This is a genomic window from Streptomyces sp. NPDC025721 (genome assembly GCF_055558595.1).
Map to the genome: position 1 here is coordinate 260,189 of NZ_JBVHMF010000007.1, position 25,355 is coordinate 285,543.

Annotated in this window: 24 protein-coding genes; 15 read left to right on the forward strand and 9 right to left on the reverse strand. The window is 70.9% G+C overall.

Annotation, left to right across the window (positions count from 1 at the left end):
• Window positions 1-75: 75 nt before the first annotated feature.
• The 3 genes from ACZ4EF_RS13620 to map form a co-directional block, all read right to left on the reverse strand.
• Window positions 76-1,440, reverse strand: coding sequence for an ABC transporter substrate-binding protein (locus tag ACZ4EF_RS13620; protein WP_467504411.1), 1,365 nt, complete (start codon window positions 1,438-1,440; stop codon window positions 76-78).
• Between the two features lie 206 nt (window positions 1,441-1,646).
• On the reverse strand, window positions 1,647-2,408 hold the full coding sequence (locus ACZ4EF_RS13625) for a DeoR/GlpR family DNA-binding transcription regulator (protein WP_188284604.1): 762 nt from the start codon (window positions 2,406-2,408) through the stop codon (window positions 1,647-1,649).
• 330 nt (window positions 2,409-2,738) lie between these two features.
• The gene (gene map / locus ACZ4EF_RS13630; protein WP_355349210.1) at window positions 2,739-3,506 is read right to left on the reverse strand and encodes a type I methionyl aminopeptidase; all 768 of its coding nucleotides are present in this window, start codon (window positions 3,504-3,506) and stop codon (window positions 2,739-2,741) included.
• 87 nt (window positions 3,507-3,593) lie between these two features.
• Between map and ACZ4EF_RS13635 the strand changes: the two genes are divergently transcribed.
• On the forward strand, window positions 3,594-3,872 hold the full coding sequence (locus ACZ4EF_RS13635; RefSeq protein WP_355349207.1) for a helix-turn-helix transcriptional regulator: 279 nt from the start codon (window positions 3,594-3,596) through the stop codon (window positions 3,870-3,872).
• A gap of 143 nt (window positions 3,873-4,015) precedes the next feature.
• Here the strand turns inward: ACZ4EF_RS13635 and ACZ4EF_RS13640 are convergent, their stop codons facing one another.
• Window positions 4,016-4,624 (reverse strand): peroxiredoxin-like family protein, encoded by a 609-nt coding sequence (locus tag ACZ4EF_RS13640; RefSeq protein ID WP_401722227.1) that lies wholly within the window; start codon window positions 4,622-4,624, stop codon window positions 4,016-4,018.
• Window positions 4,625-5,270: 646 nt separating this feature from the next.
• Between ACZ4EF_RS13640 and ACZ4EF_RS13645 the strand changes: the two genes are divergently transcribed.
• Together ACZ4EF_RS13645 and ACZ4EF_RS13650 are read left to right on the forward strand one after the other, a co-directional pair.
• Complete coding sequence (locus ACZ4EF_RS13645) at window positions 5,271-6,953, forward strand: xylosidase (protein ID WP_391161864.1); 1,683 nt, start codon at window positions 5,271-5,273, stop codon at window positions 6,951-6,953.
• A 287-nt stretch (window positions 6,954-7,240) separates the two neighbouring features.
• Complete coding sequence (locus ACZ4EF_RS13650) at window positions 7,241-8,284, forward strand: hypothetical protein (protein ID WP_467504414.1); 1,044 nt, start codon at window positions 7,241-7,243, stop codon at window positions 8,282-8,284.
• Between the two features lie 35 nt (window positions 8,285-8,319).
• On the opposite strand, the gene ACZ4EF_RS13655 is transcribed toward ACZ4EF_RS13650, so the two are convergent.
• Entirely contained in the window at window positions 8,320-9,288 is a 969-nt protein-coding gene (locus tag ACZ4EF_RS13655) for an alpha/beta hydrolase (protein ID WP_467504416.1), read from the reverse strand.
• A 248-nt stretch (window positions 9,289-9,536) separates the two neighbouring features.
• Between ACZ4EF_RS13655 and ACZ4EF_RS13660 the strand changes: the two genes are divergently transcribed.
• From ACZ4EF_RS13660 to ACZ4EF_RS13675, 4 genes are all read left to right on the forward strand, one after another.
• On the forward strand, window positions 9,537-10,013 hold the full coding sequence (locus ACZ4EF_RS13660) for a MarR family winged helix-turn-helix transcriptional regulator (RefSeq protein WP_467504418.1): 477 nt from the start codon (window positions 9,537-9,539) through the stop codon (window positions 10,011-10,013).
• A 290-nt stretch (window positions 10,014-10,303) separates the two neighbouring features.
• Entirely contained in the window at window positions 10,304-11,341 is a 1,038-nt protein-coding gene (locus ACZ4EF_RS13665; RefSeq protein WP_391162210.1) for a glycoside hydrolase family 11 protein, read from the forward strand.
• A 151-nt stretch (window positions 11,342-11,492) separates the two neighbouring features.
• Complete coding sequence (locus ACZ4EF_RS13670; RefSeq protein WP_467504420.1) at window positions 11,493-12,533, forward strand: polysaccharide deacetylase family protein; 1,041 nt, start codon at window positions 11,493-11,495, stop codon at window positions 12,531-12,533.
• 183 nt (window positions 12,534-12,716) lie between these two features.
• Window positions 12,717-13,058: a DUF5713 family protein gene (locus tag ACZ4EF_RS13675; protein WP_355349186.1), complete on the forward strand. Its 342-nt coding sequence runs from the start codon at window positions 12,717-12,719 to the stop codon at window positions 13,056-13,058.
• A 94-nt stretch (window positions 13,059-13,152) separates the two neighbouring features.
• Here ACZ4EF_RS13675 and ACZ4EF_RS13680 read toward each other — a convergent pair whose 3' ends face one another.
• On the reverse strand, window positions 13,153-13,971 hold the full coding sequence (locus ACZ4EF_RS13680; protein ID WP_355349183.1) for an SDR family NAD(P)-dependent oxidoreductase: 819 nt from the start codon (window positions 13,969-13,971) through the stop codon (window positions 13,153-13,155).
• An 87-nt stretch (window positions 13,972-14,058) separates the two neighbouring features.
• Here ACZ4EF_RS13680 and ACZ4EF_RS13685 point away from each other — a divergent pair, with 87 nt between their 5' ends.
• Window positions 14,059-14,910 (forward strand): helix-turn-helix transcriptional regulator, encoded by an 852-nt coding sequence (locus ACZ4EF_RS13685; protein WP_391049834.1) that lies wholly within the window; start codon window positions 14,059-14,061, stop codon window positions 14,908-14,910.
• A gap of 32 nt (window positions 14,911-14,942) precedes the next feature.
• Here ACZ4EF_RS13685 and ACZ4EF_RS13690 read toward each other — a convergent pair whose 3' ends face one another.
• Window positions 14,943-15,836, reverse strand: a complete 894-nt coding sequence (locus tag ACZ4EF_RS13690) for a helix-turn-helix domain-containing protein (protein ID WP_355349177.1) — start codon at window positions 15,834-15,836, stop codon at window positions 14,943-14,945.
• Between the two features lie 457 nt (window positions 15,837-16,293).
• On the opposite strand from ACZ4EF_RS13690, the gene ACZ4EF_RS13695 reads away from it, so the two are divergent.
• The 6 genes from ACZ4EF_RS13695 (at window position 16,294) to ACZ4EF_RS13720 (ending at window position 22,445) form a co-directional block, all read left to right on the forward strand.
• The gene (locus tag ACZ4EF_RS13695; protein WP_467504424.1) at window positions 16,294-19,020 is read left to right on the forward strand and encodes a ricin-type beta-trefoil lectin domain protein; all 2,727 of its coding nucleotides are present in this window, start codon (window positions 16,294-16,296) and stop codon (window positions 19,018-19,020) included.
• Between the two features lie 299 nt (window positions 19,021-19,319).
• The gene (locus ACZ4EF_RS13700; RefSeq protein WP_355349171.1) at window positions 19,320-20,084 is read left to right on the forward strand and encodes a G1 family glutamic endopeptidase; all 765 of its coding nucleotides are present in this window, start codon (window positions 19,320-19,322) and stop codon (window positions 20,082-20,084) included.
• A 184-nt stretch (window positions 20,085-20,268) separates the two neighbouring features.
• A complete protein-coding gene (locus ACZ4EF_RS13705) occupies window positions 20,269-20,586 on the forward strand; it encodes a hypothetical protein (protein WP_355349168.1) in 318 nt (105 codons plus the stop codon).
• Window positions 20,587-20,722: 136 nt separating this feature from the next.
• Complete coding sequence (locus tag ACZ4EF_RS13710; RefSeq protein ID WP_467504426.1) at window positions 20,723-21,058, forward strand: hypothetical protein; 336 nt, start codon at window positions 20,723-20,725, stop codon at window positions 21,056-21,058.
• A gap of 93 nt (window positions 21,059-21,151) precedes the next feature.
• A complete protein-coding gene (locus tag ACZ4EF_RS13715; RefSeq protein WP_355349165.1) occupies window positions 21,152-21,655 on the forward strand; it encodes a GNAT family N-acetyltransferase in 504 nt (167 codons plus the stop codon).
• Between the two features lie 64 nt (window positions 21,656-21,719).
• Window positions 21,720-22,445, forward strand: coding sequence for a ribonuclease H family protein (locus tag ACZ4EF_RS13720; RefSeq protein WP_467504428.1), 726 nt, complete (start codon window positions 21,720-21,722; stop codon window positions 22,443-22,445).
• A 7-nt stretch (window positions 22,446-22,452) separates the two neighbouring features.
• On the opposite strand, the gene ACZ4EF_RS13725 is transcribed toward ACZ4EF_RS13720, so the two are convergent.
• Window positions 22,453-23,583 (reverse strand): nitric oxide synthase oxygenase, encoded by a 1,131-nt coding sequence (locus ACZ4EF_RS13725; RefSeq protein ID WP_467504461.1) that lies wholly within the window; start codon window positions 23,581-23,583, stop codon window positions 22,453-22,455.
• 336 nt (window positions 23,584-23,919) lie between these two features.
• Between ACZ4EF_RS13725 and ACZ4EF_RS13730 the strand changes: the two genes are divergently transcribed.
• Window positions 23,920-24,348, forward strand: coding sequence for a nuclear transport factor 2 family protein (locus ACZ4EF_RS13730; protein ID WP_391161855.1), 429 nt, complete (start codon window positions 23,920-23,922; stop codon window positions 24,346-24,348).
• 23 nt (window positions 24,349-24,371) lie between these two features.
• Here ACZ4EF_RS13730 and ACZ4EF_RS13735 read toward each other — a convergent pair whose 3' ends face one another.
• On the reverse strand, window positions 24,372-25,331 hold the full coding sequence (locus ACZ4EF_RS13735) for a D-2-hydroxyacid dehydrogenase family protein (protein ID WP_401858135.1): 960 nt from the start codon (window positions 25,329-25,331) through the stop codon (window positions 24,372-24,374).
• Window positions 25,332-25,355 lie beyond the last annotated feature (24 nt).

Consider the following 25,355-nt stretch of genomic DNA (forward strand, 5'->3'; position numbering starts at 1 on the left):
GCCCCGGGCCCGCCGCCCGGCCCCGTCGTGCGGGGGGCCGGGGGCGGCCGGGACCGTCGGGTGGGGCGGTGGCGGTCAGTTGCCCGCGTACTTGTCGGCGACCTTCTCTGCGAGCTTCTGGCTCGCGGACAAGGCGCTCTTCACGCTGGTCTGGCCCGCGATGGCGGAGCTGATCTGCTGCGAGACCTGGGTGCCCAGATCGGTGAACTCGGGGATGCCGACGAACTGGATGCCGGGCGCGGGCCGCGGCTGGATGCCCGGGTTCGTCGGGTTGGCCGCCTCGAGCGCGGTCTCGGTGGCCTTGGCGAACGCCGAGGCGGAGGCGACGTAGTCCGGGTTCTGGTACGTGGAGGTGCGCTTGCCGGCCGGGACCCGCGACCAGCCCAGTTGCTTGCCGACCAGTTCCTCGTAGCCCTTGCCCGACGCCCACGAGATGAACTTCCAGGCGTCGTCCTGGTGCTTGCTGGCCTTCTGCAGGCCCCAGGCCCAGGTGTAGAGCCAGCCGGAGCTCTTGGTCTGGTCGACCGGAGCGGGCGCGTAGCCGAGCTTGCCCGCCACCGGGGAGTCCTTGGCCTCCAGTGAACCGGCCGCCGACGTCGCGTCGTACCACATGGCGACCTTGCCCTGCTCCAGGTTGTTGAGGCACTCGGTGAACCCGGCCTGCGGGGCTCCGGCCTCACCGTGGGCGCGCACCAGGTCCACGTAGAACTGCGTCGCCTTGGTGAAGGCGGGGCTGTTGACCTGGGCCTTCCAGTCCTTGTCGAACCAGGTGCCGCCCATGGTGTTGACCACGGTGGTCAGCGGGGCGATGACCTCGCCCCAGCCTGGCTGGCCGCGCAGGCAGATGCCCTTCATGCCGGACTGCGCGCCGTCGACCTTCGCGGCGAGGTCCGCGACCTGCGCCCAGGTCGGGTTGGCGGGCATCGTCAGGTTCTTCGCCGCGAAGACGTCCTTGCGGTACATCAGGAACGACGACTCGCCGTAGAAGGGCTCGGCGTAGATGTCGTTCTTGTACGTCAGCGACTGCTGGAGCGCGGGCAGGATGTCGCTCTGCGCGAAGGCCGTGTCGGACTTGGTGTGCGCGGTGAGCGGGGCGAGCCAGCCGTTCTTGGCGTAGATCGGCGTCTCGTAGTTGCTGATGGTCGCGACGTCGTACTGGCCGGCCTGGCTGGAGAAGTCCTGGGTGATCTTGTCCCGGACGTCGTTCTCGGGCAGCACCGTGAAATTGACCTTGATACCGGTGGACTTGGTGAAGTTGGCGGCGGTGAGCTTTTGAAGGTCCTCCATCTGCGGGTTGTTGACCATCAGTACGTTGATGGAGTGACCGCCGGAGCTTCCGCCGGAGCCGCCGGCGCCGGAACAGGCCGCGAGCAGGGTGCCGCAGACGGCGAGGGCGAGCGGGGGCAGCAGGCGGGGAAGGCTTCTCGTTCTCGGTGTCATGATTCGTCCCTTTCATGACCGGGGATGAGGGTGGGTGGAGCGGAGTCGTGGTGCGGGAGGGCAGGGGGTAGCCCGGATCGGCGTACCGGGGAGGTGCGGAAGGCGGGGGAGCGCCGGGACTGCGGGGGGGGCCTGCGGGGAGCTCGGAGATCGCGGGGGAGGTGGGGGGAGGGGAAGGGGGGAGCGGCGCGGGGCGGGCCCGCGGGTCAGACTCTGAAGACGCGGGGTCCCAGAAGTGCGTAGCGGTGCGCCTCGGCGCTGGACAGACCGGTGTCGGTGACGATCGCCTCGAAGTCGCCGACCTGGGCGAAGCGGCAGAAGCTGCTCGCGCCGAATTTGCTGTGGTGGCCCATGAAGATCCGGCGCCGGGAGACCTCCAGCGCCTTGGCCTTGACGTCGGCGACCACGGGATCCGGTGTGGTCAGGCCGAGTTCGCGGGAGATGCCGTTCGACCCGACGAAGGCCAGGTCGATGACGAAGCCCGCGAGCATGTCGCAGGCCCAGGAGCCGACGGTGGCCAGCGTCCGGGCCCGGACACGGCCACCGAGCAGCAGCACAGTGGTGTTGGCGGAGTCCGCGACGGCCGCCGCGGTGGTCAACGACGCGGTGACCACCGTCAGCGGCCGGTCGCTGGGCAGCAGCGCGGCGAGCAGTTGAGGGGTGTAGCCCTCGTCCACGAAGACGGTCTCCGCCTCGCCGAGCAGCTTGACCGCCTCGGCCGCGATCCGTCGCTTGTCGGCGACATGCAGCGTCACCCGCTGGGCGAGGTCGGTCTCGAACCCCGCGCCCTCGACGGGATAGGCGCCGCCGTACGTCCTGCGGACCAGACCGCGGCTCTCCAGTACGCCCAGATCGCGGCGGATGGTCTCCGGCGCCACCTTGAGATCGGCGGCCATCACGGTGACCTCGACCTGACCCTGGTGGCGCGCGAGCGCGAGGATCCGATGTTGGCGTTCTTGTGCTCTCACGGTCACCACCTGTCTCTTCGCCGGTCCGGGCAAGGCGTGCCCGGTTTTGCCCGTGGAAGAGTTATACCAACGCCACTTTGACAGGGACCGGCCCATAACGGACAACAAACTGCCCGGTGTTGCCCGGACCGGTCGGCAAGAGTGCCAGTTCAGAAGGTGTGTTGGCGATCAGGTGGTGTGGTGGTTGGCCATACGGCCCGTGGAAGTGCCCGTTTCGGACGACGGGCAGGCAACGGGCGGCCCGCGGGGCACGCGGCGTGCGCCGGACGTGCGAGCGGCGGGCGGCCGACGGGTGGTGGACCGCGGGCGGGCGGCGGCGCCCGGGACGGATCAGACGAGCGTGAGGACGCGCGGGCCCTGCTCGGTGATCGCGACGGTGTGCTCGATGTGCGCGGCGCGGCTCCCGTCGACCGTGCGCAGCGTCCAGCCGTCCGGGTCCGTACGGTATTCGTCGCGCCCGCCGGACATCAGCATCGGCTCGATCGCGAGGACGAGCCCGTGGCGGAGCGGGAAGCCGCGCCCCGGCCGCCCGCGGTTGGGCACGTGCGGGTCCTCGTGCATCTGGCGGCCGATGCCGTGGCCGCCGAAGTCGGTGGGCATGCCGCAGCGCGCCGTGCGCGCCACCGCGCCGACCGCGTGCGAGATGTCGCCGAGGCGGTGGCCGACGACGGCCGCCGCGATGCCCGCGTCCAGGGCACGCTGGGTGGCGGCGATCAGCTCCACGTCCTCGGGCCGGGGCGTGCCCACGATGAAGCTGACCGCGGCGTCGCCCGCCCAGCCGTCGAGCACCGCGCCGCAGTCGATGCTCACCAGGTCGCCGTCGCGCAGCCGGTAGTCGGTGGGGATGCCGTGCACGAGCGCGTCGTTCACCGACGCGCAGATCACCGCGGGGAAGGGGGAGGGGGCGAAGGACGGCTGGTAGCCGAGGAAGGGGGACGTGGCGCCCGCCTTGTCCAGGACGGCGTGGGCCGCCGCGTCCAGGTCCCGAAGCGATACGCCGACGGCCGCCGCCTCCCGTGCGGCGGCGAGCGCCTGCGCCACGACGCGCCCCGCCTCGCGCATCGCGTCGAGCGCCGCGTCGGTCTTGATCTCCACCATGTGCTGTGACTCCTCGTCGTGCGGGCGGCCGGACTCCTTCCGGCCGCGGCCTCGCCCAATACTTATACCGGTATTAGTATCACGGGCATGGTGAGAACACCCCTGACCCCCGAGGAGCGCGCCCGCGGCGAACGCTTCGGCGCACTGCTCCGCGACGCCCGCGGCGACCGCAGCATGGTGGACGTGGCGGCGGCGGCCGGGGTCTCCGCGGAGACCCTGCGCAAGATCGAGACCGGCCGGGCCCCGACCCCGGCCTTCTTCACCGTGGTCGCCCTGGCCGCGGCGCTCGGCCTGTCCCTGGACGTGCTGGCCACGGCCTGCGCCCCGGAGGAGATCGGGGAGGCGGTGCGGGCACTGTCGGCGTGAGGGCGCGGGAGGTGCCGTGGGCGGGCGGTACGACGGGAGCCGGCCGGTCGTACGGCCTCAGGTACGGCGGGCGCGCCGCTCGCCGTGCCGAGCGGACACGCCCGGCGCCGTGGGGACCCGGCCGGACCGTGGCGCGACGGCCGTCAGGCCGGGGCCTCGGTGGGGTCGGCCGGCGCGGTGGCCGCCGCCTGCGCCGCGTGCGCGAGCAGTTCGTCCACCGACCACTGGTCGTACGCGTGCTCGCCGTACTTCGCCGCGACGATCCGGCCGTCCGGGGCGATCAGGAAGTCGGCGGGCAGGCCGAGGCTGCCGCCGGTCGGCACGACCGGGGCCATACGGTTGCGGCGCCGGACCGTGCCCCACATCGAGCTGCCGACCGCGCGCGCGATGGCGGGCCAGACCCGCGGATCGGCCACCGCGCGGATCGAGGTCTCGACCCCGAACTCGCGGTAGAGCGTCTTGTCCGGGTCGCCCACCACGGCGAACGGCAACTCGGCCTCGTACTTGAGCAGTTCCTCGTCGGGGGCGTGGAAGACCACGACCTCGTGGATTCCGGCGGCCCTGATCTCGTCGGCCCGCCGGACGAAGGAGCGCAGGTGCAGATTGCAGACCGGGCATCCCGCGAACCGCCGGAATTGCAGGTGCACCGGATATCCGGCCTCGGGAACGGCGACGGTCTCCCCGGTCATCGTGGTCAGGACGTGTGACGGGGCTAAATCCCCCGCGGTGAAGGTCGTTTCGGTCTTCCGCACCGGCTTGTCTCCTGTCGGTAAAGCGTCGAGAGGCGTCGAGAGGCGTCGAGAGGCATCGGGAGGCGTCGGGAGGCGTCGGGAGGCGTCGGGAGGCGTCGATTCGGCGGAGGTGCCGCGAAGGTACGGCAGCGCTGTCGCGGACGGGCGCGATGAGTGGCGACGCTGCCGCTGTCGAGAATAGTCGGCCGAGCGGCGGCGCGTCCGGCCGAACGCTGGGGCCGATTGTCAGCCGAGATATTTGACGATGCCTGACACTATCTGAATCATCCCCTCCGACCTTTCGTGCCCGATACGGACGTTCAACGCGCCTTTCCTGGGCGCCATTCGGGAGAATTCCGGAGGAACCGTCAATCAGGTCTAGACCCTTGACGCACCATTGGATTCAGCAGTTGAATCGACGCGTGCCCGATACCGCTTGTGCACGGAAGATCGGCGTGAAGGCGCGTGTCAAGGGACTGTGCGCGCCGGACCCCACCGCAAGTCAGCGTAATTCGAGCGGAATTCACCGGGCTGGCCGCGCGTGCCCCGCGCGGCCCACCACGGAACACTGAGTTCATCTGTTGAACAGGCCAACAGCATGAACCCCCACACTCAGTCCACCGATACGCCCGGCGGTCCCGCCGCGCGTCGCCGTTCGGAGTCATCCATGGCAGTGTCACGTCGCAAGTTCGTGAGCGTCACCGCGGCCGGTACGTCCGCCGCCGCCCTCGGCGCCCTGGGTCTGGCCGCGAGAGCCTCGGCGTCCGCCGTCTCCCCGTCCGCGTCGGCCGCCCCCGCCGCGAGCGGACCGGGAGACGTGGTCGGGAAGGTCACGGTCGGCTATCAGGGCTGGTTCGCCTGCATCGGCGACGGCGCCCCGATCAACGCCTGGTGGCACTGGAGCCCCAACTCCAGCCAGCCCCCGTCGCCGTCCAACACCGGCATCGTCGCCTGGCCCGACATGCGCGACTACACCAAGACGTACCAGACCGCCTACGCGAATCTCGGCAACGGCCAGCCCGCCACGCTCTTCTCGTCCTACGACCAGCAGACCGTGGACACCCACTTCCAGTGGATGCAGCAGAACAACATCGACACCGCCGCGCTCCAGCGCTTCAACCCCGTCGGCGGGGAAGGTCCGACACGCGACGCGATGGCCACCAAGGTGCGCAGCGCCGCCGAGTCGCACGGCCGGAAGTTTTACATCATGTACGACGTCACCGACTGGACCAACATGCAGTCGGAGATCAAGACCGACTGGACCAACAAGATGAAGGCCCACACGGCCTCGTCCGCCTACGCGACGCAGAACGGCAAGCCGGTCGTCTGCATCTGGGGCTTCGGCTTCAACGACGACAAACGCCCGTGGGCGCCCGCGCCCTGCCTGGACGTCGTCAACTGGTTCAAGTCCCAGGGCTGTTACGTCATCGGCGGCGTACCCACCTGGTGGCGGACCGGCGACCGCGACTCCCGCGCCGGATTCAGCGACGTCTACCACGCGTTCAACATGATCTCGCCGTGGATGGTCGGCCGGATCGGCAACGTCTCGGACGCCGACAACTTCTACAACGTGGCGACCGTCCCCGACCTCGCCGAATGCGCCGCCCACGGCATCGACTACCAGCCGTGCGTCCTGCCCGGCGCCGTCACACTCCGCCAGCGCGCGCACGGCGACTTCATGTGGCGGCAGTTCTACAACATGTGCCGGGCCGGGGTGCAGGGCATCTACATCTCGATGTTCGACGAGTACAACGAGGGCAACCAGATCGCCAAGACCGCCGAGTCCCAGGCTTTCGTGCCGACCAACTCCGGGTTCCTGGCACTGGACGAGGACGGCACGGCCTGCTCGTCGGACTACTACCTGCGGCTGACCGGCGACGGCGGCAAGATGCTCAAGGGCCAGATCGCCCTCACCGCGACCCGCCCCACCCAGCCGACGACCACCACACCGGGCGGCGGCACCGGTACCGTGATCAGCCTGCGCGCCCGCGTGAACAACAACTACGTGACCGCCGAGAACGCCGGAGCCGCGGCCCTCATCGCCAACAGGACCGCCATCGGCGCCTGGGAGCAGTTCGACATGACCGACGCGGGCGGCGGCAACATCGCGCTGCGCGCCCACGCCAACAACCGCTACGTCAGCGCGGGTTCCGGCAATCTCATCGCCGACTCCACCACCGTCGGCGCCGCCCAGACCTTCACCCTCGTCCACAACTCCGACGGCAGCGTCAGCCTCCGCGCCCAGGCCACCAACCAGTACGTGACCGCCGAGAACGCGGGCGCCGCGCCGCTGGTCGCCAACCGGGCCGCCATCGGCGCCTGGGAGAAATTCGACCTGATCACCGGCTAGGCCCTAGCGGCAACGGCTCCCGCACCTGGCGCCTTTCTGCCCGGCACCGCCATCCCCGGGCAGGGAGGCGCCCCGCCGCGTCCGGGCCCCGGCGGCCGGCGCGGGCGGACGGTCCGATTCCGCCCGCCGCGGCGGCGGAGTCCGGCCGACGCGTCGGGAAACCCTCCCGGCGTGGCGCGCGAAACAGGGTGGCCGATCGCCGGAGCAGGTGATCTGATGGACGTCGGGGACTGCCGACGCGGGGGCGCGGCGGCACCGAAGAGCCGGTCGAGGACAGGGGCGGGTCGATGTCGCAGGGGGATCCTGCCGGAGCGGTGCCGGAGTTGGAACCGCGGTCGGGCGCGGGGACCGACGAAGAGCACAAGAGCCAGTTGCTCGTACGGGAAGCGCTCTCGGTCATCGGCGCGGTCGTCCAGACGCTGATGGGACTCGTCGCCGACCTCCAGGCGTGGTGCGCGGTCCTGGAGCGCCGGGCGAATGAGGCGGTCGGCATCGACGCCCCGCCGCGGCGCAGGGAACTGGCCGACCACCAGGACCGGTTGGTCGCCGCGGAGTCCCTGCTGGCCAGAGCCCGCAGGGAACGAGAGGCGGCGGAGGAGCTGGCCGTCGGCGTCCGGCGGTCGGCCGTGGAGCAGGGCCGGGCCCCTACGCGACCTGGCCCGTCCCGCACCCCGGTCGTGGACGACGGTCCCGGCTCCGGGGCCGACGAGGGCTCCCGGGTGGGCGCCGCGATCGCCCGGCTGCGGGAATTCGACCTCGCGCTGGAGAGCGCCGACGAACAGCTCGAGGCGTACGACGCCCGGGCCGCCGCCGTACGCGTACTCGTGGAGCCCGGCCCCGAACCGGGTCCGGCCGACGACACCGCCGACGCCGTGACCGGATCGGCCGCGACGCCGAAGACGGCGGACGGCCGCGCGGACGGCTACTCGAAGGACGACCGGGAGACGGACGAGGCGGACCCGCCGGAGGACCGGAAGCCGCCGGCCCCGGTCTGGACGACCTGGTGCACCGTCCTGACCGGCTGCGGCCTGCTGCTCGCGGCCATACTGGCCGGCACCAGCTTCACCTACGCGCGCTGGGAGCACCCGGGCGCCGAGGCCGTGACCTGGTACGCGATCGGTGACCTGCTCGCCCTGTGCGTCGTCGTCTTCGTCGGCCTGATGGTGCTCGGCACCCTCGTGGAGCGCTACGAGCTGTCCACCCTGGGGGAGACCTCACTCGTCCTGGCGATCCTGCTGGTGGTGCCCGTGCTCGGGGTGGGGATGTGGCACCCCGAGGCGTTCGGCCATATGGGCATGTGGGGACGGTCGTTGGCGCGCTCGCTGGTGTGAGGCGCAGGCGAGCGCGTCGCGGGCCGCCGTGACGGTCAGTCGGTGCCGAGCGCTGAACGCAGCACGGTGACCGCCTGGTTGATCGCAGCCTCCGCGGCCTGCGTGCCGCGCAGCGCGTTGAGCATCACGAAGTCGTGGATGATCGCGGGGTAGCGGGTCGCGGTGACGGCGACACCCGCCTGCCGGAGCTTGTCGGCGTACGCCTCGCCCTCGTCGCGCAGCACATCGGCCTCACCGGTGACGACCAGCGCGGGCGGCAGCCCGGTGAGCTGTTCCGTGGTGGCGCGCAGCGGGGACGCGGTGATCTCGGCGCGCTGCGCGGGGTCCTTCGTGTACTGGTCCCAGAACCACTGCATGCCGTCGCGGCGCAGGAAGTAACCGGTCGCGAACCGCTGGTACGAATCGGTGTCGAAGCTCGCGTCGGTGACCGGGTAGAACAGCACCTGCTGGACAAGCGGCACATCACCGCGCTCCTTGGCCATCAAGGTCAGCGCGGCGGCCATGTTGCCGCCGACCGAGTCACCGGCGACCGCGATGCGGCTCGCGTCCAGACCCTTGGCCGCGCCGTCGGTGACGACCCAGCGGGCGACGGCGTAGTTCTGCTCGATCGCGACCGGGTAGCGGGCCTCGGGGGACAGGTCGTACTCGGGGAAGACCACCGCCGCGCCGACACCGGCCGCCAGTTCGCGCACCAGCCGGTCGTGGGTGTGGGCGTTGCCGAACACCCAGCCCGCGCCGTGGATGTAGAGGATCACCGGCAGCGTTCCTACGGCGCCGTTGGGACGGACGACGCGCACCCGTACGGACTCGGTCGGGCCGTCCTCGACGGTCACCCACTCCTCGTCCACCTCGGGCGCGTCGATCTCGCCGGACTGCACCTCGTCGACCGTCTTGCGGCCCGCCACGGGGCCGAGGTCGAACAGATACGGCGGGTTGGCCGTGGCGGCGGCGAATTCCGCGGCGGCCGGTTCCAGGACGGGTGCTGCGGGAGTGGACTCGGACATGACGGGGGCTCCTCGTGGGACGGAAGGGGAGGGACGGACGGTGGGGCGTCGGCTCCGGGCCGGCGCGTCGTGGTGGATCGTGCTCGGCCGTGCCCTGTCGTGCTCGGCAGGGCGAGCCGGCCACACCCCAGAAGACTAGGACACGATTAGCTCGTGTACAAGCTAATCGTGCGCGTTGAAATTGCCTCATGGTGAAGCTAGGCTGATCGGTCGACCCCGTCACCCGTCCCCGAGGAGGGCCGCCCCGCATGGACAGCACGGAAGCCGCCGACGCCGAGCCCGCGTTCACCCTGCTCCTGGACGACCAGCTCTGCTTCGCGCTGTACGCGGCCTCCCGTGCGGTCACCAGCCGCTACCGTCCGCTGCTGGACGAGCTCGGCCTCACCTATCCGCAGTACCTGGTGCTGCTGGTGCTCTGGCAGCACGGCGACGTCCCGATCAAGGACGTCGGCGCCGCCCTGCAACTCGACTACGGCACCCTCACCCCGCTGATCAAGCGGCTGGAGGCGGCCGGTCTGGTCCGCCGCGAGCGCAGCGCCGAGGACGAGCGCACCGTCCGCGTCATCCTCACCGAGCGGGGCGACGCGCTGCGCGACCGGGCCCGCGACGTACCCCCCGCGATAGGCGCGGCGATGGGCCTGTCGCCCCGGGAGGCCGAGGCCGCCATGACCCTGTTGCGCCGTCTCGCGGACAACGTCTCGGCCGACCTCGCCCGCCGGTCGTAGACCTCGCGCCCGCACTCGGAAGGCTTTCCGAAACATTCGGGATTTCATCCCCTTGAGGATGATCTCGCGGGTCGGCGGTTTTGTGGGTCAACCGATTCCTCCGGCTATTGATGCGCGTCTGCCTGCGAAAACGACTGATGCCGTACGCCTGACTGGTGGCGAAGCTTTCGTAATCGGTGCCGAAAGTGTTGACACGTGACGTGCTCCGCTCAACACTGTCGCGGCAGACGGTCCTCACGAGACGAGGAGGAAGCACGCACATGAACGACGCACCCGCACCCGCACCCGACATGAGCCGCAGACGGCGCCCGTTAGGGCTGCTCAGCCGTTTCCGGCTGCTCATCAGCGGCGCCTGCGCGATAGCGCTGGTCGGCGTGGCCGCGCTCATCCTGCCCGGCACCGCCAACGCCGACACGATCATCACGTCGAACCAGACCGGCACCAACAACGGCTACTACTACTCGTTCTGGACCGACGGCGGCGGATCCGTCTCCATGAACCTGGGCTCCGGCGGCAACTACAGCACCTCGTGGAGCAATGCCGGCAACTTCGTCGCAGGCAAGGGCTGGGCCACCGGCGGACGCCGGAGCGTCGCCTACTCGGGCAGCTTCAACCCCTCGGGCAACGCCTACCTGTCGCTGTACGGATGGACGACGAATCCGCTCGTCGAGTACTACGTCGTCGACAACTACGGCACCTACCGCCCGACCGGCACGTACAAGGGCACGGTCACCAGCGACGGCGGCACGTACGACATCTACGAGACGACACGGGTCAACGCCCCGTCGATCGAGGGCACCCGGACCTTCAACCAGTACTGGAGCGTCCGGCAGTCGAAGCGGACCGGCGGCACCATCACCACGGGCAACCACTTCGACGCGTGGGCCAGCCACGGGATGAGCCTCGGCAGCTTCAACTACATGATCCTCGCCACCGAGGGCTACCAGAGCAGCGGCAACTCCAACATCACGCTGGGAAGCACCGGCGGCACCACCGGAGGGTCGACCACGGGTGGTTCGACCACCGGCGGGTCCACCACCGGGGGCTCCACCGGAGGCGGGGGCAGTTGCACGGCCGCGCTGTCCGCCGGTGAGCAGTGGAGTGACCGCTACAACCTCAACGTCTCGGTCTCGGGCTCCAGTTCGTGGACGGTGACGATGAACGTCCCGGCGCCGGAGAAGATCATCGCGACGTGGAACATCAACGCCACGTATCCCAGCGCCCAGGTCTTGACCGCCAAGCCGAACGGCAGCGGCAACAACTGGGGTGTGACGATCCAGACCAACGGCGCCTGGACGTGGCCGACGGTGTCGTGCAGTCCGAGCTGACGCCGTACGCCGGTACGCGCGTTGCCCGTACGCCCGTATCCCCGGACCGCGTTGCCCGGCACCGCCTTTCGCGGCACCGCGTGTACCGGTACCGCGTGGCCCCGTCATCCCCCCACGGAGTTCGCAACGCCACCACAAGGAGGCCCCCCACATGCGAACCAGACCGCACATGTCATTGCGTTCCCTGATCACGGGACTTGCCGTCGCCGCCACGGCGGTGGCGAGCGTCGTCACCTTCACCGTCGACGCCACCCCGTCGCACGCCGCCACCTGCAACGGGTACGTCGGACTCACCTTCGACGACGGTCCGTCCAACGACCACACCCCGAGCGTCCTCAACGCCCTTCGGCAGAACGGCCTGCGGGCCACGATGTTCAACGAGGGACAGTTCGCCGCGTCCTATCCGTCCCAGGTCCAGGCCGAGATCAACGCGGGGATGTGGGTCGGCAACCACAGCTACACCCACCCCCACCTGATCCAGGAGAGCCAGGCCCAGATCGACTCGGAGGTCTCCAGGACCCAGCAGGCCATCGCCGCGGCTGGCGGCGGCACACCGAAACTGTTCCGTCCGCCGTACGGCGAGACCAACGCGACCTTGCAGTCGGTCGAGGCCAAGTACGGTCTGACCCAGATCATCTGGGACGTCGACTCGCAGGACTGGAACGGCGCGAGCACCGACGCGATCGTGCAGGCCAACGCCCGGCTCACCAACGGCCAGATCATCCTCATGCACGAGTGGCCCGCGAACACGCTCGCCGCGATCCCGCGGATCGCGCAGGGCCTGGCGAGCCGCGGCCTGTGCGCGGGCATGATCTCGCCGCAGACCGGCCGCGCTGTCGCCCCCGACAGCGGCGGTACGAGCGGCGGCGAGACCGGCGGCACCACCGGAGGCACGACCGGAGGCACCACCGGGGGCGGTGGCGGGGGCAGTTGCACCGCGACCCTCTCCGCCGGTCAGCAGTGGAGCGACCGGTACAACCTGAACGTGGCGGTGTCCGGGTCGAGTTCGTGGACGGTGACGATGAACGTTCCGGGGCCGGAGAAGATCATCGCGACGTGGAACATCAACGCCACGTATCCCAGTGCCCAGGTCTTGACCGCCAAGCCGAACGGCAGCGGCAACAACTGGGGTGTGACGATCCAGACCAACGGCGCCTGGACGTGGCCGACGGTGTCGTGCAGTCCGAGCTGACCTGAGCCAGCCCGCGACGAGCGGCGCCGGACCGCGCTGAGGCGCGGGCTCACGCGACCGGGGCGCGGCGGCCGACGGCCGTCGCGCCACCGGCGTTGTCAGTGGTGTGGTGCACGATCGGAGACGTCGGACATTCCACACTGGACGCGGGGCTGATCCAGGGCAGAAGGCGAGGGCGTCGCCATGACGATCACCAACCAGCAGGTCAAGGAACGGGCGTTCCTCGAGGTGCTGTACGAGGACGAGTATTTTCCCGACCACGTCCTCGACAAGGGGAAGGCCATCCTGCTGGACCTGTGCGAGCGGATCGAGGCGGAGCGGCCCGCGGACCTGAAGGCGCTGTACGCGCTGACGGCGGTCGCGACGGAGCGGTTCAACGCTCTGGAGGCGGAGTTCGACGCCGCGGGCAGCGAGATCGAGACCGTCGCACGGGAGGAGATAGGCGGGGACATCTGGTTCGTGGCGACGGCCTACGGCTTCGAGGACGCGGACGTCGAGGAACTGATCGCCGCCCGCGAGTGGTGACGGCGCGAGTGGCACCGCCGCCCGCCGCCCGGTGACGCCCGCCGATAACCGGTGGCACCCGCCGACGACCGGTGACGGCCGCGGGCCGCGCGGCTCAGGCCGCCGCGCCGCCGTCCACCCGCAGGACGGTGCCCGTCACGTAGGACGCGCGGTCGCTGAGCAGCCAGGCGGCGGCCTCCGCGATCTCGGCGGGGTCGGCGGCCCGGCGCAGCGGGGTGTGCGCCGTGATCCGGTCGAGCAGACCGGGGGACTCCGCCGCCCAGGCGTGGATCATCTCGGTCAGTGTGCCGCCGGGAGCGATGGCGTTGACGCGGATGCCCTCGGGACCGTACGTGACGGCGGCCGACTCGGTGAGGCTGTTGACCGCCCGCTTCATCGCGCCGTAGGCGGGCAGTTCGGGGTTGCCCCGCAGGCTGCCGACGCTGGAGTTGTTGACGATGGCGCCGGTCCCAGCGGTCGCCCGGATCGCGGCGACCTCGGCGGCCATCGCGAGCCACGGACCCCGGAGGTTCACGGCGTAGAGGCGGTCGAAGTCGGCTTCCGGTACCTGGTCCAGCGGGCCGGGTGACGCGTTCGTGGCGCCGTTGTTGAAGGCGACGTCGAGGCGGCCGAACCGCTCCACCGTACGGTCGACCGCCGCGCGCACGCTCGCCGCGTCGGCCAGATCGCACACCACGTGGTCGGCGGTGCCGCCCGCCGCCCCGACCTGCTCGGTCACGGCCTTGAGCTGCGCCTCGGTACGGGCCGCGAGCATGACGCGGGCGCCCTCGCGGGCGAAGAGCAGGGCCGCGGCGGCGCCGATGCCGCGACCCGCGCCGGTGATGAGGGCGACCTTGTCCGCCAGCAGCCCGGTGGCGGCGCCGGTCGCGGTGGTGTCGGTGGTGGGTGTGTCGACGTTGGGTGTGGTGTTCATGGCATCGAGCGTGCGCCGGACCGCCGGGCGCAGCCAGGCACCGGCTGTACCTGGCTGCGCCCGGCGGCACACGAGCACACTGGAGAGGTGGACAGACGAGAACTGGCCGACTTCCTGCGCAGCAGACGCGAGCGGATCACCCCTGCCGAGGTGGGGCTGCCCGCCGGGACCCGGCGCCGCACGCCGGGGCTGCGCCGCGAGGAGGCGGCCCAGCTCGCCTTCATCTCGACCGAGTACTACACGCGGCTCGAACAGGCCCGCGGCCCCCGCCCGTCCCGCGAGGTCCTGGCGGGGCTGGCCCGTGCGCTGCGGCTGACGGACGTCGAGCGCGACCATCTCCACCACCTTGCGGGCGCCCCGCCGGGACCGCCCGCAGGACCCTCGCGCGAGGTGCGCCAGAGCATCCTCGACCTGCTGGACCGCCTGCCGCAGGCCGCGGCGACCGTGATGTCCGCGACCGGAGAGGTCATCGCCTGGAACGACCTGGCGGCGGCCCTCATGGAGGACTTCTCCGCCCTGCCGCGCCGCGACCGCAACTTCGTCCGCCGCGCCTTCCTCGGACCGCACCGGCAGGGCCAGCGGCTGTACGGGGTGTCGGACGTGGACCGTTTCGCGAGCAACGCCGCCCAGCGGCTGCGTACCGTCGCCGCCCGCTACCCCGACGACCCCGAGGTGACGGAGTTGGTCGCCGAGCTGCGGGCCGGGAGCGCGGAATTCCGCGAGCTGTGGGCCTCCCACGACGTGCGCAGCGAGCCCACCCTCCGCAAGACCTTCCAGCACCCGCTGGTCGGGCCGGTCACCGTCAACTGCGACGTCCTGGACATCACCGACCGGGACCAGCAGGTCGTGATCTACACCGCGACGCCCGGCTCGCCGTCCGAGGAGGCGCTGCGGCTGCTGTCCGTCATCGGCACCCAGCGCATGGACGTGACCGGCTGAAGCCACCGCCCGGCCGGGTGCGGGCCGGCGTGTCAGCCGAGCGGGTGCTCCTCAGCGGCCGATGCGGGGGTGTCACCCGCCGGGAGGTGGGACGCGGCCCACGAGGCGAGGAAGCGCAGGCCCTCGTGGGTACGGCTGCCCGGCTCCGCGGTCCAGACGATGAGCTGCTGGTCGGGGTCGGTACTCGCGGTCAGGGTGTCCCAGTCCAGACTGAGCTCCCCGGCGACGGGATGGCGCAGGGCCTTGGTGCCCACGCTGAGCGTGGCGACCTGATGGGTGGCCCACCACTGGCGGAACTGCTCGTCCTGCACGGACAGTTCACCGACCAGTTCGACGAGCCCCGGGTCGTCGGGGTACTTGGCGGCCTCCATCCGCAGCTGCGACACGCAGGTGCGCGCCACTTTCTCCCAGTCCGCGTAGAGCGATTTCATCGACGGATCGGTGAAGATGATCCGCACGTAATTCCGGTGCTTTTCCGGGATGGCCGAGAAATCGGTGATGAGCGCCGAGGCGAGCGAATTCCACGCGATGATATCCATGCAACGGCCCATGACAATGGCGGGTGTCGCACCGAGGTCGTCCAGAAGCCGTCGCAATTGCGGCTGGACTTTCTGCCGGGTGCGGCGGCGCGGTCGCACGAGTGTCTTCCCGGCCAGCCCGAAGAGGTAGTCGCGCTGGTCGTCGTCCAGCCGCAGCACCCGGGCCAGGGCGGCCAGCACGGACACCGAGGCATGGATACGGCCCTGCTCCAGGCGGGTGTAGTAGTCGGTGCTGATCGCGGCGAGCTGCGCCACTTCCTCCCGGCGCAGCCCGGGCACGCGCCGGGGTGTACCGGGGTCCGGCAGTCCCACGGTGCGCGGGCCGAGCTCGGCCCGCCGGGCCTTCAGGAACTCGCCCAGCTCATTCATGTGCGCGTCGCCGGTCATGCCAGCCATTGTCGCACCGGCGGCCCGCCGCGTGCGGGGGAGAGTTTCCTCCCCGGATGTCCTCCTCCCGTGAGCCGGCGCTCCCTTTTCGTATTCCCGTGAGGTATGTGACCACGGCCGTCGAACGGCCGCGGCGGTGAGACGGCCGATCTCCGGGGGCCGAAGGCCCTTTCTCCGGCCGACCGGGCCGCGCTGATCAACTCCCGCCTTCACCGCTCCCGCCTTCACCCGCTCCCGACTTCGCCACCCCCGTTCTCTCCGCTCACGCCCCCCGCTGATCCACTTCGAGCGCCGTGCGACGGCGCGGCCCGCTGACGACGACTGCCGACGTTTGTTTCTGTTTTCTTCGTTCGCCATATTGACCAAGAAGTGAACATGACAACACACTGAACGCCATCCCCCCACGGTGAAGGGTTCAGTCATGTTACGAACATGGAGATTTGCCCCGTTGTGGGTCATGGGGCTGCTCATCGCACTGCTGACCGTCGGCGTCGCCCCCGCGAACGCGGCCACCACCACGATCACGGTGGACGGGACACAGGGCGGCCGGACCTTCGACGGCATCGGCGCGATCAGCGGCGGAGGCGGCAACTCCCGGCTGCTGACCGACTACCCGGCCGCGCAACAGGCGCAGATCCTCGACTACCTGTTCAAGCCCGGCTACGGCGCGAACCTGCAACTGCTGAAACTGGAGATCGGCGGCGACGCCAACTCTACCGACGGCTCGGAACCGTCGATCGAACACGTGAAAGGCCAGATCAACTGCGACGCCGGATACGAATTCTGGCTCGCGGAACAGGCCAGGGCCCGCAATCCGAACATCGGTCTCTACGGCCTCGCCTGGGCCGCGCCCGGCTGGATCAACGGCGGCTTCTGGTCCACCGACACGATCAACTACCTGATCTCCTGGCTCGGCTGCGCCAAGCAGCACGGCCTGACGATCAAGTACCTGGGCGGCTGGAACGAGCGCGGGCACGACGCCAACTGGTACGTCCAACTGCGAGCGGCGCTGAACACCGCCGGATACGCCGGTGTGCAACTCGTCGCCGACGACAGCGGCTGGGGCGTGGCCGACGACATGGCGAACAACGCGGCGTTCAACAACGCCGTCTCGATCATCGGCACGCACTACTCCTGCGCGGGCGGCGACGGCGGCAGCGCCGACACGTGCAGCAGCACCGCCGCCGCGCAGAACAACGGCAAGCCGCTGTGGGACAGCGAGAACGGCTCGCAGGACATGAACACCGGAGCCCCCGCCCTGACCAGGGCCATCACCCGCGGCTACACCGACGCCAAGATGGTCAGCTACTTCAACTGGCCGCTGCTCGCCGCGATCTACCCCAATCTGCCGTACAACACGGTGGGCCTGGCCACCGCCAACTCGCCCTGGTCGGGGAACTACACCATCGGCGCCAGCACCTGGGCCACCGCCCAGGTCACACAATTCACCCAGCCCGGCTGGAAGTTCATTGACTCCGCCTCCGGCTACCTCGGCGGCGCCGAGTCCAACGGCACCTACGTGACGATCAAGTCGAACACCACCTCCGACTACTCCACCGTGCTGGAGACCACGACCGCCACCGCCGCGCAGACCGTGAACCTCCACGTCCAGGGCGGCCTGTCCACCGGGACCGTGCACGTCTGGGCCACCCAGGTGAACGCGCCGAGCGCGGCCACCTCCTTCGTCCACACGCAGGACATCATCCCTTCGGGCGGCTCGTACTCCCTGACGCTGCAACCCGGTTACGTCTACACGGTCACCACGACCACCGGCCAGGGCAAGGGCACCGCCACCGGCCCGGCGGCGCACGCGCTGCCGCTGCCGTACTCCGACACCTTCGACACCGTCGCCACCAACACCGAGGCCCGGTATCTCTCCGACATGCAGGGCTCCTTCGAGGCGCGGCCCTGCGCCGGCGGACGGACGGGGCAGTGCGTGCAGCAGGTGACACCGGTCAAACCGATCGAATGGCAGGAGGACTCCGACGCGTTCACCCTCGTCGGCGACACGACCTGGTCGAATTACACGGCCGGAGTCGACGTCAACCTCCAACAGGCGGGCACGGTGACCCTGTTGGGCCGGGCGGGTACCCAGTCGCGGCCCCAGAGCCACCAGGCCGCCTACCAGGTGCGGCTCTCCAGCACCGGAGCCTGGTCGATCGCGAAGAGCACCAGTGCGGGCAACCTCAGCACGCTGACGTCCGGCAGCCACACCGCGCTCGCGCTCAACACCTGGCACACCGTGTCGATCGGCTTCTCCGGCGACCAGATCACCGCGACCCTCGACGGTGCCACCCTGGGCACCGTCAACGACGGCTCGTACGCCAGCGGCCAGGTCGGTTTCGGTGTCGTCGGCTACCAGACCGACCAGTTCGACAACCTCGCGATCACCCCGAAGGCCGCGGGCAACGTCAGCGGCTTCCTCAAGGACCGGCACTCCGGGATCTGCGCCGACGTGCCCGCCCGCGGTCAGGCCAACGGCACCGTGGTCACCCTGTGGGACTGCAACGGGGACACCAACCAGACCTGGACCGCCACCCCCGCCAAGCAGCTCATGGTCTACGGCACCAAGTGCCTGGAGGCGGCGGGCGGCGGCACCGCGGACGGCACGGCCGTCGACATCTCCGACTGCACCGGCGCCACAGGTCAGCAGTGGACCGTCAACGCGGACGGCAGCGTCGTCAACGTCGGCTCGGGCAAGTGCCTCGACGTGACCGGCGCCGGCACCGCGAACAGCACCCCGCTCGAACTGTGGACCTGCAACAACGGCGCCAACCAGAAGTGGGACCGCGGCGCCGTCGCGGCCTCCCTCACCGGCCAGGACTCCGGCCGCTGCGTGGACGTGCCCGCCGCGAGCCAGGCCGACGGCACGAAACCCGCGCTGTGGGACTGCAACCGCGGCAATCAGCAGACCTGGACGTCCACCGCCACCAACCAGTTGACCGTCTACGACACCAAGTGCCTGGGCACCATCGGCCACGCCACCGCGGACGGCACCGGCCTGGAGATCAACGCGTGCGACGGCAGCGCCGCCCAGCAGTGGCGGGTCCGCTCCGACGGCACGGTCGTCAACGTGGCCTCCGGCACCTGCCTGGACGCCGTCGGCACGGGTACGGCCAACAGCACGCCGTTGGACATCTGGACCTGCAACAACGGCGGCAATCAGAAGTGGGCGCGCAACTGAGCGATGCCCGAGGCCGGTTCTCGCCGGTCCGCCGCGCGTGAGGCCGTCCCGGCGTCCGACACCCGGACGCCGGGACGGCCCCTTTTCGCCCCTGTTCGAGTGCCGTGGAGATCAACTGGGCGTGCCCACAAGGCGACTTGGCGTGAGTTTTGCCGATCGTTTGATTCCGCCTGCACCTACGCGCCGCGCTTGTCAGCACACTGTCAAGCACCACTGGTGCCACGCACCCCTCAGGGGCCACACACCCCTCCGGTCGCGCCGGTGACACCTGTACCGCGAGACCCGCGAGAAGGAGCAGCATGTCGGCAACAACGCGCATCACCGCCGTATCCGCCGTGGCCGCAGCAGTCCTGTCCGCCCTCGCGACCGCGCCCTCCGCGGTCGCCTCGGCCGACTCATCGGTCCGCCTCACCCCCATGGGCAGCCACCGCCTGATCGGCCCGAACAGCCGCATCGTGCACAGCACCAGTTCCAACTGGGCCGGTTACGCGGCCACCGGCTCCACCTTCACCAGCGTCTCCGCGAGCTGGGTCCAGCCGTCGGTCACCTGCACCGGCGCCACGACGTACTCCTCGTTCTGGATAGGTCTCGACGGCGACGGCAGCAACTCCGTGGAGCAGACCGGGACCGAGGCGGACTGCTCCGGCGGTCGCGCCGTGTACTCCTCGTGGTACGAGATGTACCCGGCCTATCCCGTGAACTACTCCAACGCGGTGAGCCCCGGCGACCACTTCACCTCGACGGTCTCCACCAACGGCAGCGGCTCGTTCACGCTCACCCTCAGCGACACCACCAAGAACTGGACGAAGACCACCAAGAAGACGCTCCAGGGCGCCTCCTTGGCCTCCGCGGAGATCATCGCCGAGGCGCCGTCCAGCTCCACCGGCGTCCTGCCGCTCGCGCACTTCAGCACCGCGTCCTTCACCAACGCCACCGCCAACGGCCAGGCGATCGGCACCTACGGCCCCGACAAGATCAACATGGCCTCCGGCAGCACCACCAAGGCGACCACCTCCGCGCTCTCCGGCGGCAACGCCTTCAGCGTCACCTGGAACCACAGCTAGGGCCTCCGGACGCCCACCGCGCAGGTGACCGCGCCGTACGGATTCCGGCACCGCGCACGGCTCCTCCGTCCGGATGAGGTACCCACGTCAGCCGTACCGCGAGGTGCCCGACACGCCGTACGCCGGCGGACCGGGCACCTCGCGGGTGGGATGGCGGGCGGCGGAACGGGCAGACGTAACCCTCATGACCACCTATGTTGTGACCGTCCCCGGCACCTTCCTCGACGCGCCGACCGCCGAGGCCCGCTCGACGCTCGTCCGGGCTCTGCGCCCCGTCGACCCGCAGAGCACGGACTTCGGCGAGGACGAGGAGCTGGACATCCTGACGATGTACGGCGACTCCAGCGCCTTCAGCGTGCGCGTCGCGGTCGACGCCGACAATCCGCCCGCCGCCGAGGGGGCCGCGCGCGACCTCGTCAACGACGCGCTCGGCGTCGCGGGCTTCACCGAGGAGACCGCCCGGCTCGGCGACCCCGTCATCACCGGCATCGACGCGGAGTGAACGGGCCCGCGGGCGCGGCGGGCCGGTCCCCGACGACGGTCCGCCGCCGTTGTCCGCGCGCCCGCGGAACTGAGTACGGGAACTCACGCGCCCGCCACCGCCCGGCGGGCATGATCGTGGGCATGACCCGAGCCCGATGCCGCAGAGCCGCCCTCGTCCTCCCGCCGTCGCTGACCGCCGTGGCGGCGCTCGCGCTGACCGGCTGCGGTACGCGGACCGTGGACAGCGCGGGGGCCGAGGCGCCGTCCGGGCGGCCCACCGCGGCCGTCACCTCCGCCTCGGCCTCGTCGCCCTCGGCTACGCCTCCGACTCGGTCAGCGTCTCGGCCTACGGCTCCACCCATGTGGGCTTCGTCGTCGACCACAGCCCGATCTGCCTCAAGGGCGCGCTGAACACGGCCGTCACCGAGGTCGACGCCTTCGCCGGTTACGCCGACGGCACCGGCTGCCAGCAGCCGATGGGCGGTCACTGAGCGCCGACGGGCCTTCGCGGACCGTCCGCCGCCATGTCGCGGCGGCGATAAATCCGGTGCGGTGCGACGTTCCACCGCGCTAGCCTCCGCCGCATGACCTGGCTGCCCGCTGACTTCGTCCACCCCGTCCGCGTCCCCCTGCCCGGCGGCCACCATCTGCGCCCGATCGCCGGATCCGACACCGCGCTCGACTACCCCGCGGTGATGGGCTCGCGCGACCGCCTCTGGTCGATCTTCGGGCCGGCCTGGGGCTGGCCGCCCGCCGACATGACGTACGAGGCCGATCTCGCCGATCTCGAACGGCACGCGACCGAGATCGCCGCGCACCAGTCCTTCAACTACGCGCTCTTCGACGACGCGAACACCGCGCTGCTCGGCTGTGTCTACATCGACCCGCCGGAGAAGGCGGGCGCCGACGCCGAGATCTCGTGGTGGGTGGTGGACGACCGGGTGGGCACCGACCTGGAGCGGGCGCTGGACGCCCTGGTGCCGCGCTGGATCGCGGAGGACTGGCCCTTCGAGCGCCCGCGCCACATCGGCCGTGACCTGTCGTGGAAGGAGTGGCTCGCCCTGCCGGATTACTCGCCCGAGCCGTAGCCCCGCCTCACCCCTGCCGGGGCGCCTCCTCGGGCCGGGGCCGTACGACCGTCCGCGGGCTGGCATGATCTCTGGCATGGCAGAACGCATCATCGCCGCGTGTGACGGGGCATCGAAGGGGAATCCGGGACCGGCCGCGTGGGCCTGGGTGATCGCCGACGGTACGGGGGAGCCCGACCGCTGGGAGGCGGGCCCGCTGGGCACGGCCACCAACAACGTCGCGGAACTCACCGCCCTGCTCCGGCTGTTGGAGACCGTCGACCCCGCCGTGCCGATGGAGATCCGGATGGACTCCCAGTACGCGATGAAGGCGGTCACCACCTGGCTGCCCGGCTGGAAGCGCAAGGGCTGGAAGACCGCCGCGGGCAAGCCCGTCGCCAACCAGGAACTCGTCGCGGGCATCGACGCGCTGCTCACCGGCCGTGACGTCGAGTTCACGTACGTCGCCGCCCACCAGGTCGACGGCGACCGGCTCAACGACTACGCCGACCGCGCCGCCAGCAACACCGCCATCACCCAGCAAGCCTCGGGCACCCGCTACGACTCCCCGCCGCCGCCCCGCAACCCCGACACCCCCCGCGCCTCGTCCGCCCCCAAGCGCAAGCCCTCCGGAGGCGGAAGCGGCAACGGCGCCGCCACCGGCGCCACGTCCGCCTCCTCGCGCACCCTCAACGCCAAATTCCCCGGCCGCTGCCGCTGCGGCCGCTCCTACGCCGCGGGCGAGCCGATCGCCAAGAACCCCGACGGCTGGGGCCACCCGGAGTGCCGCGACCAGGACGGAACGCGGTAGCGCCGGATCAGGCGTACGAGGCGCCGTCCGCCGCTTCCCGCGGGTGGCGGACGAAGCCGGGGCTGAGGACGCGGTCGTCGTAGGTGCGGTGGAAGACCGGGGTGGTGGCGCCGGACATGGGCGGGACGATCCAGGCCCAGTCGGCCTGGACCTCGCGGCCCTTGCGCCGCTCGCGGTCGAGGTGCTGGAGGAAACGTTCCGCCTCGGTGTGGTGGTCGGCCAGGGTGACTCCGGCGCGGTCGAAGGAGTGCAGGACGGCGCGGTTGAGTTCGACCAGGGCGCGGTCCTTCCACAGGGAGCGGACGCTGCCGGTGTCGATGCCGAGACTGTCCGCGACGCGCGGCAGGAGGTCGTAGCGGTCGACGTCGGCCAGATTGCGGGCGCCGATCTCCGTCCCCATGTACCAGCCGTTGAAGGGCGCCGCCCCGTAGCAGACGCCGCCGATCTCCAGGCACATGTCGGAGACGGCGGGGACCGCGTGCCAGCGCAGTCCCCACTGGGCGCTCCAGGGGCGCTCGGGGTGGTCGAGCGGCACGTGCAGGACGGCGTCGGAGGGCAGGTCGAACAGCCGGGGCTTGTCGTCGACGCCCTCGACGATCAGCGGGAGCACGTCGAAGGCGGTGCGCGGGCCGCCGGGCCAGCCCAGCCGCTCCGCGAGACCGGTGATGTCCGCGGTGCGCGGGTCACCGGTGACCGTGCCGTCGGCCGCCCGGTATCCGGCGTAGCGGATGAGCTGCTCGTTCCTGATCCGCGGGCCGCGCCGCTCGGGGGCGTCAGGGGCGAAGACCGAGATCAGCGGCCTGATCCGGCCGCCGTTGGTGGCGATCCGCAGATGCGTCGCGCACTCCTCGGCGATCTCCTCCGCCTCCGTGACGTGCCGCAGGTCGCGCACCTGCAAGGACCGCCAATAGAGCCTCCCGATACAGCGGTTGCTGTTGCGCCACGCGACCCGCGCGCCGAACGCCAGCTCCGCCGAGGTGTGTTGATACGTGCCTGTGTCGCCGATCTCCGCGCGCACCGCCGTGAGCCTGCTGTCCAGGTCGCCCGCGGCGGGCTCCTCGCCGTGATAGAGCCGCAGGAACTCCTCGGCCTTGCGCCCGAGTTCACGCGCCGCCCTGAGCTTCGCGCGCCCCGCCATCACATCGACGGGGGCCGCCGGTGGCAGCGGCTCGCGCCCCGCGTCGTCCTGCCCTGCCGTGTCGCGCTGCCGGAGTCCCGGTCTGTTCAGGATTCTGAGTATCACAGGCACCTCGGATCGACGAAGGGCTGACCTCGATCGACGGTCCCGGAATTCACTCCCCGGTGTGACACGACCGTCGGCAGTGATCACAGTTGGCCGGACTCCGTCCGAACCGCGTCGCCTTCTGCCCGCCGACACGTCCGGGTCCGACCGCCGCCGGACCGTACGGCGGCGGTCGCGTGCGCACTACGCTGGCAGACCGGTCGGGACGGGCCCGGCCCGAGAGGAGTCCCGTTGCCGCTCACCACCGAGGACCGCGTCGCCGTCACCGAGCTGATCCACTTGCACGGCCACCTCTTCGACGGCGGCGAACTCGACCGGCTGGACGAGCTGTTCACCGCCGACGTGGTCTACGACGTGAGCGACTACGGCGGCGGAGCGCTCGTCGGCATCGCGGCCGTCCGGGAGGCGGCGCTCACGCTCGGCGACCGCAATCCCGTCGCCCACCACGTCACCAATGTCGTCATCACCGAACTGCCCGACGGCGCCGTCCGCGTCCGGTCCAAGGGCTTCGGCGTCAACACCGACGGCACGTGCGGGAGTCTGACGTACGACGACCGGGTGACGCGCGGCGCGGACGGCTGGCGGATCAGCCACCGTACGCTGCTGGCCCGGCGGATCCCGCTGAACGGCGTCGGCCGGGAGCCGGGACCCAGCGCCTGAGCCGACCCCCCTTCACCTCGGCGTCAGTCGAGGCGACGGACCGGCGCGCCCGCCAGATACGCCCGGATGTCCTCGACCGCCTGCCCGTAGTACGTACGGTAGTTGGCCTCGGTGACATAGCCGAGGTGCGGTGTGGCCAGCAGTCGGGGCGTGGAACGCACGGGGTCGTCGGCCGGAAGCGGCTCGATGTCGAAGACGTCCAGGCCCGCTCCGGCGATCCGGCCCTCGCGCAGGGCGGCGAGCAGCGCCGCCTGGTCGACGATCGCCGAGCGCGAGGTGTTCACCAGGTACGCGGTCGGCTTCAGCAGCGCCAGTTCCGCCGCGCCGATCAGGCCGCGACTGCGCTCGCCCAGGGCGAGGTGGACGGAGACGAAGTCGCTGGTGGCCAGCAGTTCCTCCTTGGTGGCCAGGCGCGCCGCACCGACCTCGGCCGCCCGCTCCTCGGTCAGATTCCCGCTCCAGGCCACCACGTCCATGCCGAAGGCGAGCCCGACGGCCGCCACCCGCCCGCCGATCCTGCCGAGCCCGAGCAGACCGAGCCGCGCGCCGTGCAGGTCGGCGCCGACCGTCGTCTGCCAGGGGCCGCCCGCGGCGAGGTTGGCGCTCTCCGGCACGATGCCCCGTGCCAGCCCCAGCAGCAGCGCCCACGTCAGCTCGACCGGCGGGGTGCCGGCGCTCTCCGTACCGCACACGGTCACGCCGTGCTCCCGCGCGGCGGCGTAGTCGATCACCGAATTGCGCATCCCGGAGGCGATCAGCAGCTTCAGCCGGGGGAGCGCGGCCAGTACCGAGGCGGGGAAGGGCACGCGCTCGCGCAGGGTCACGACGATGTCGAAGTCGGCCAGGGCCGCGACGAGTTCGGCCTCGTCCGCGACATGATCGGGGAAGCCGACGACCTCGACCTCGTGGGTCAGCGAGGACCAGTCGGCGAGCGTCGTGGCGACGCCCTGGTAGTCGTCCAGCACGGCGCAGCGCAGTCGCATCTCGGTCTTCTCTCCGTCAGGGTG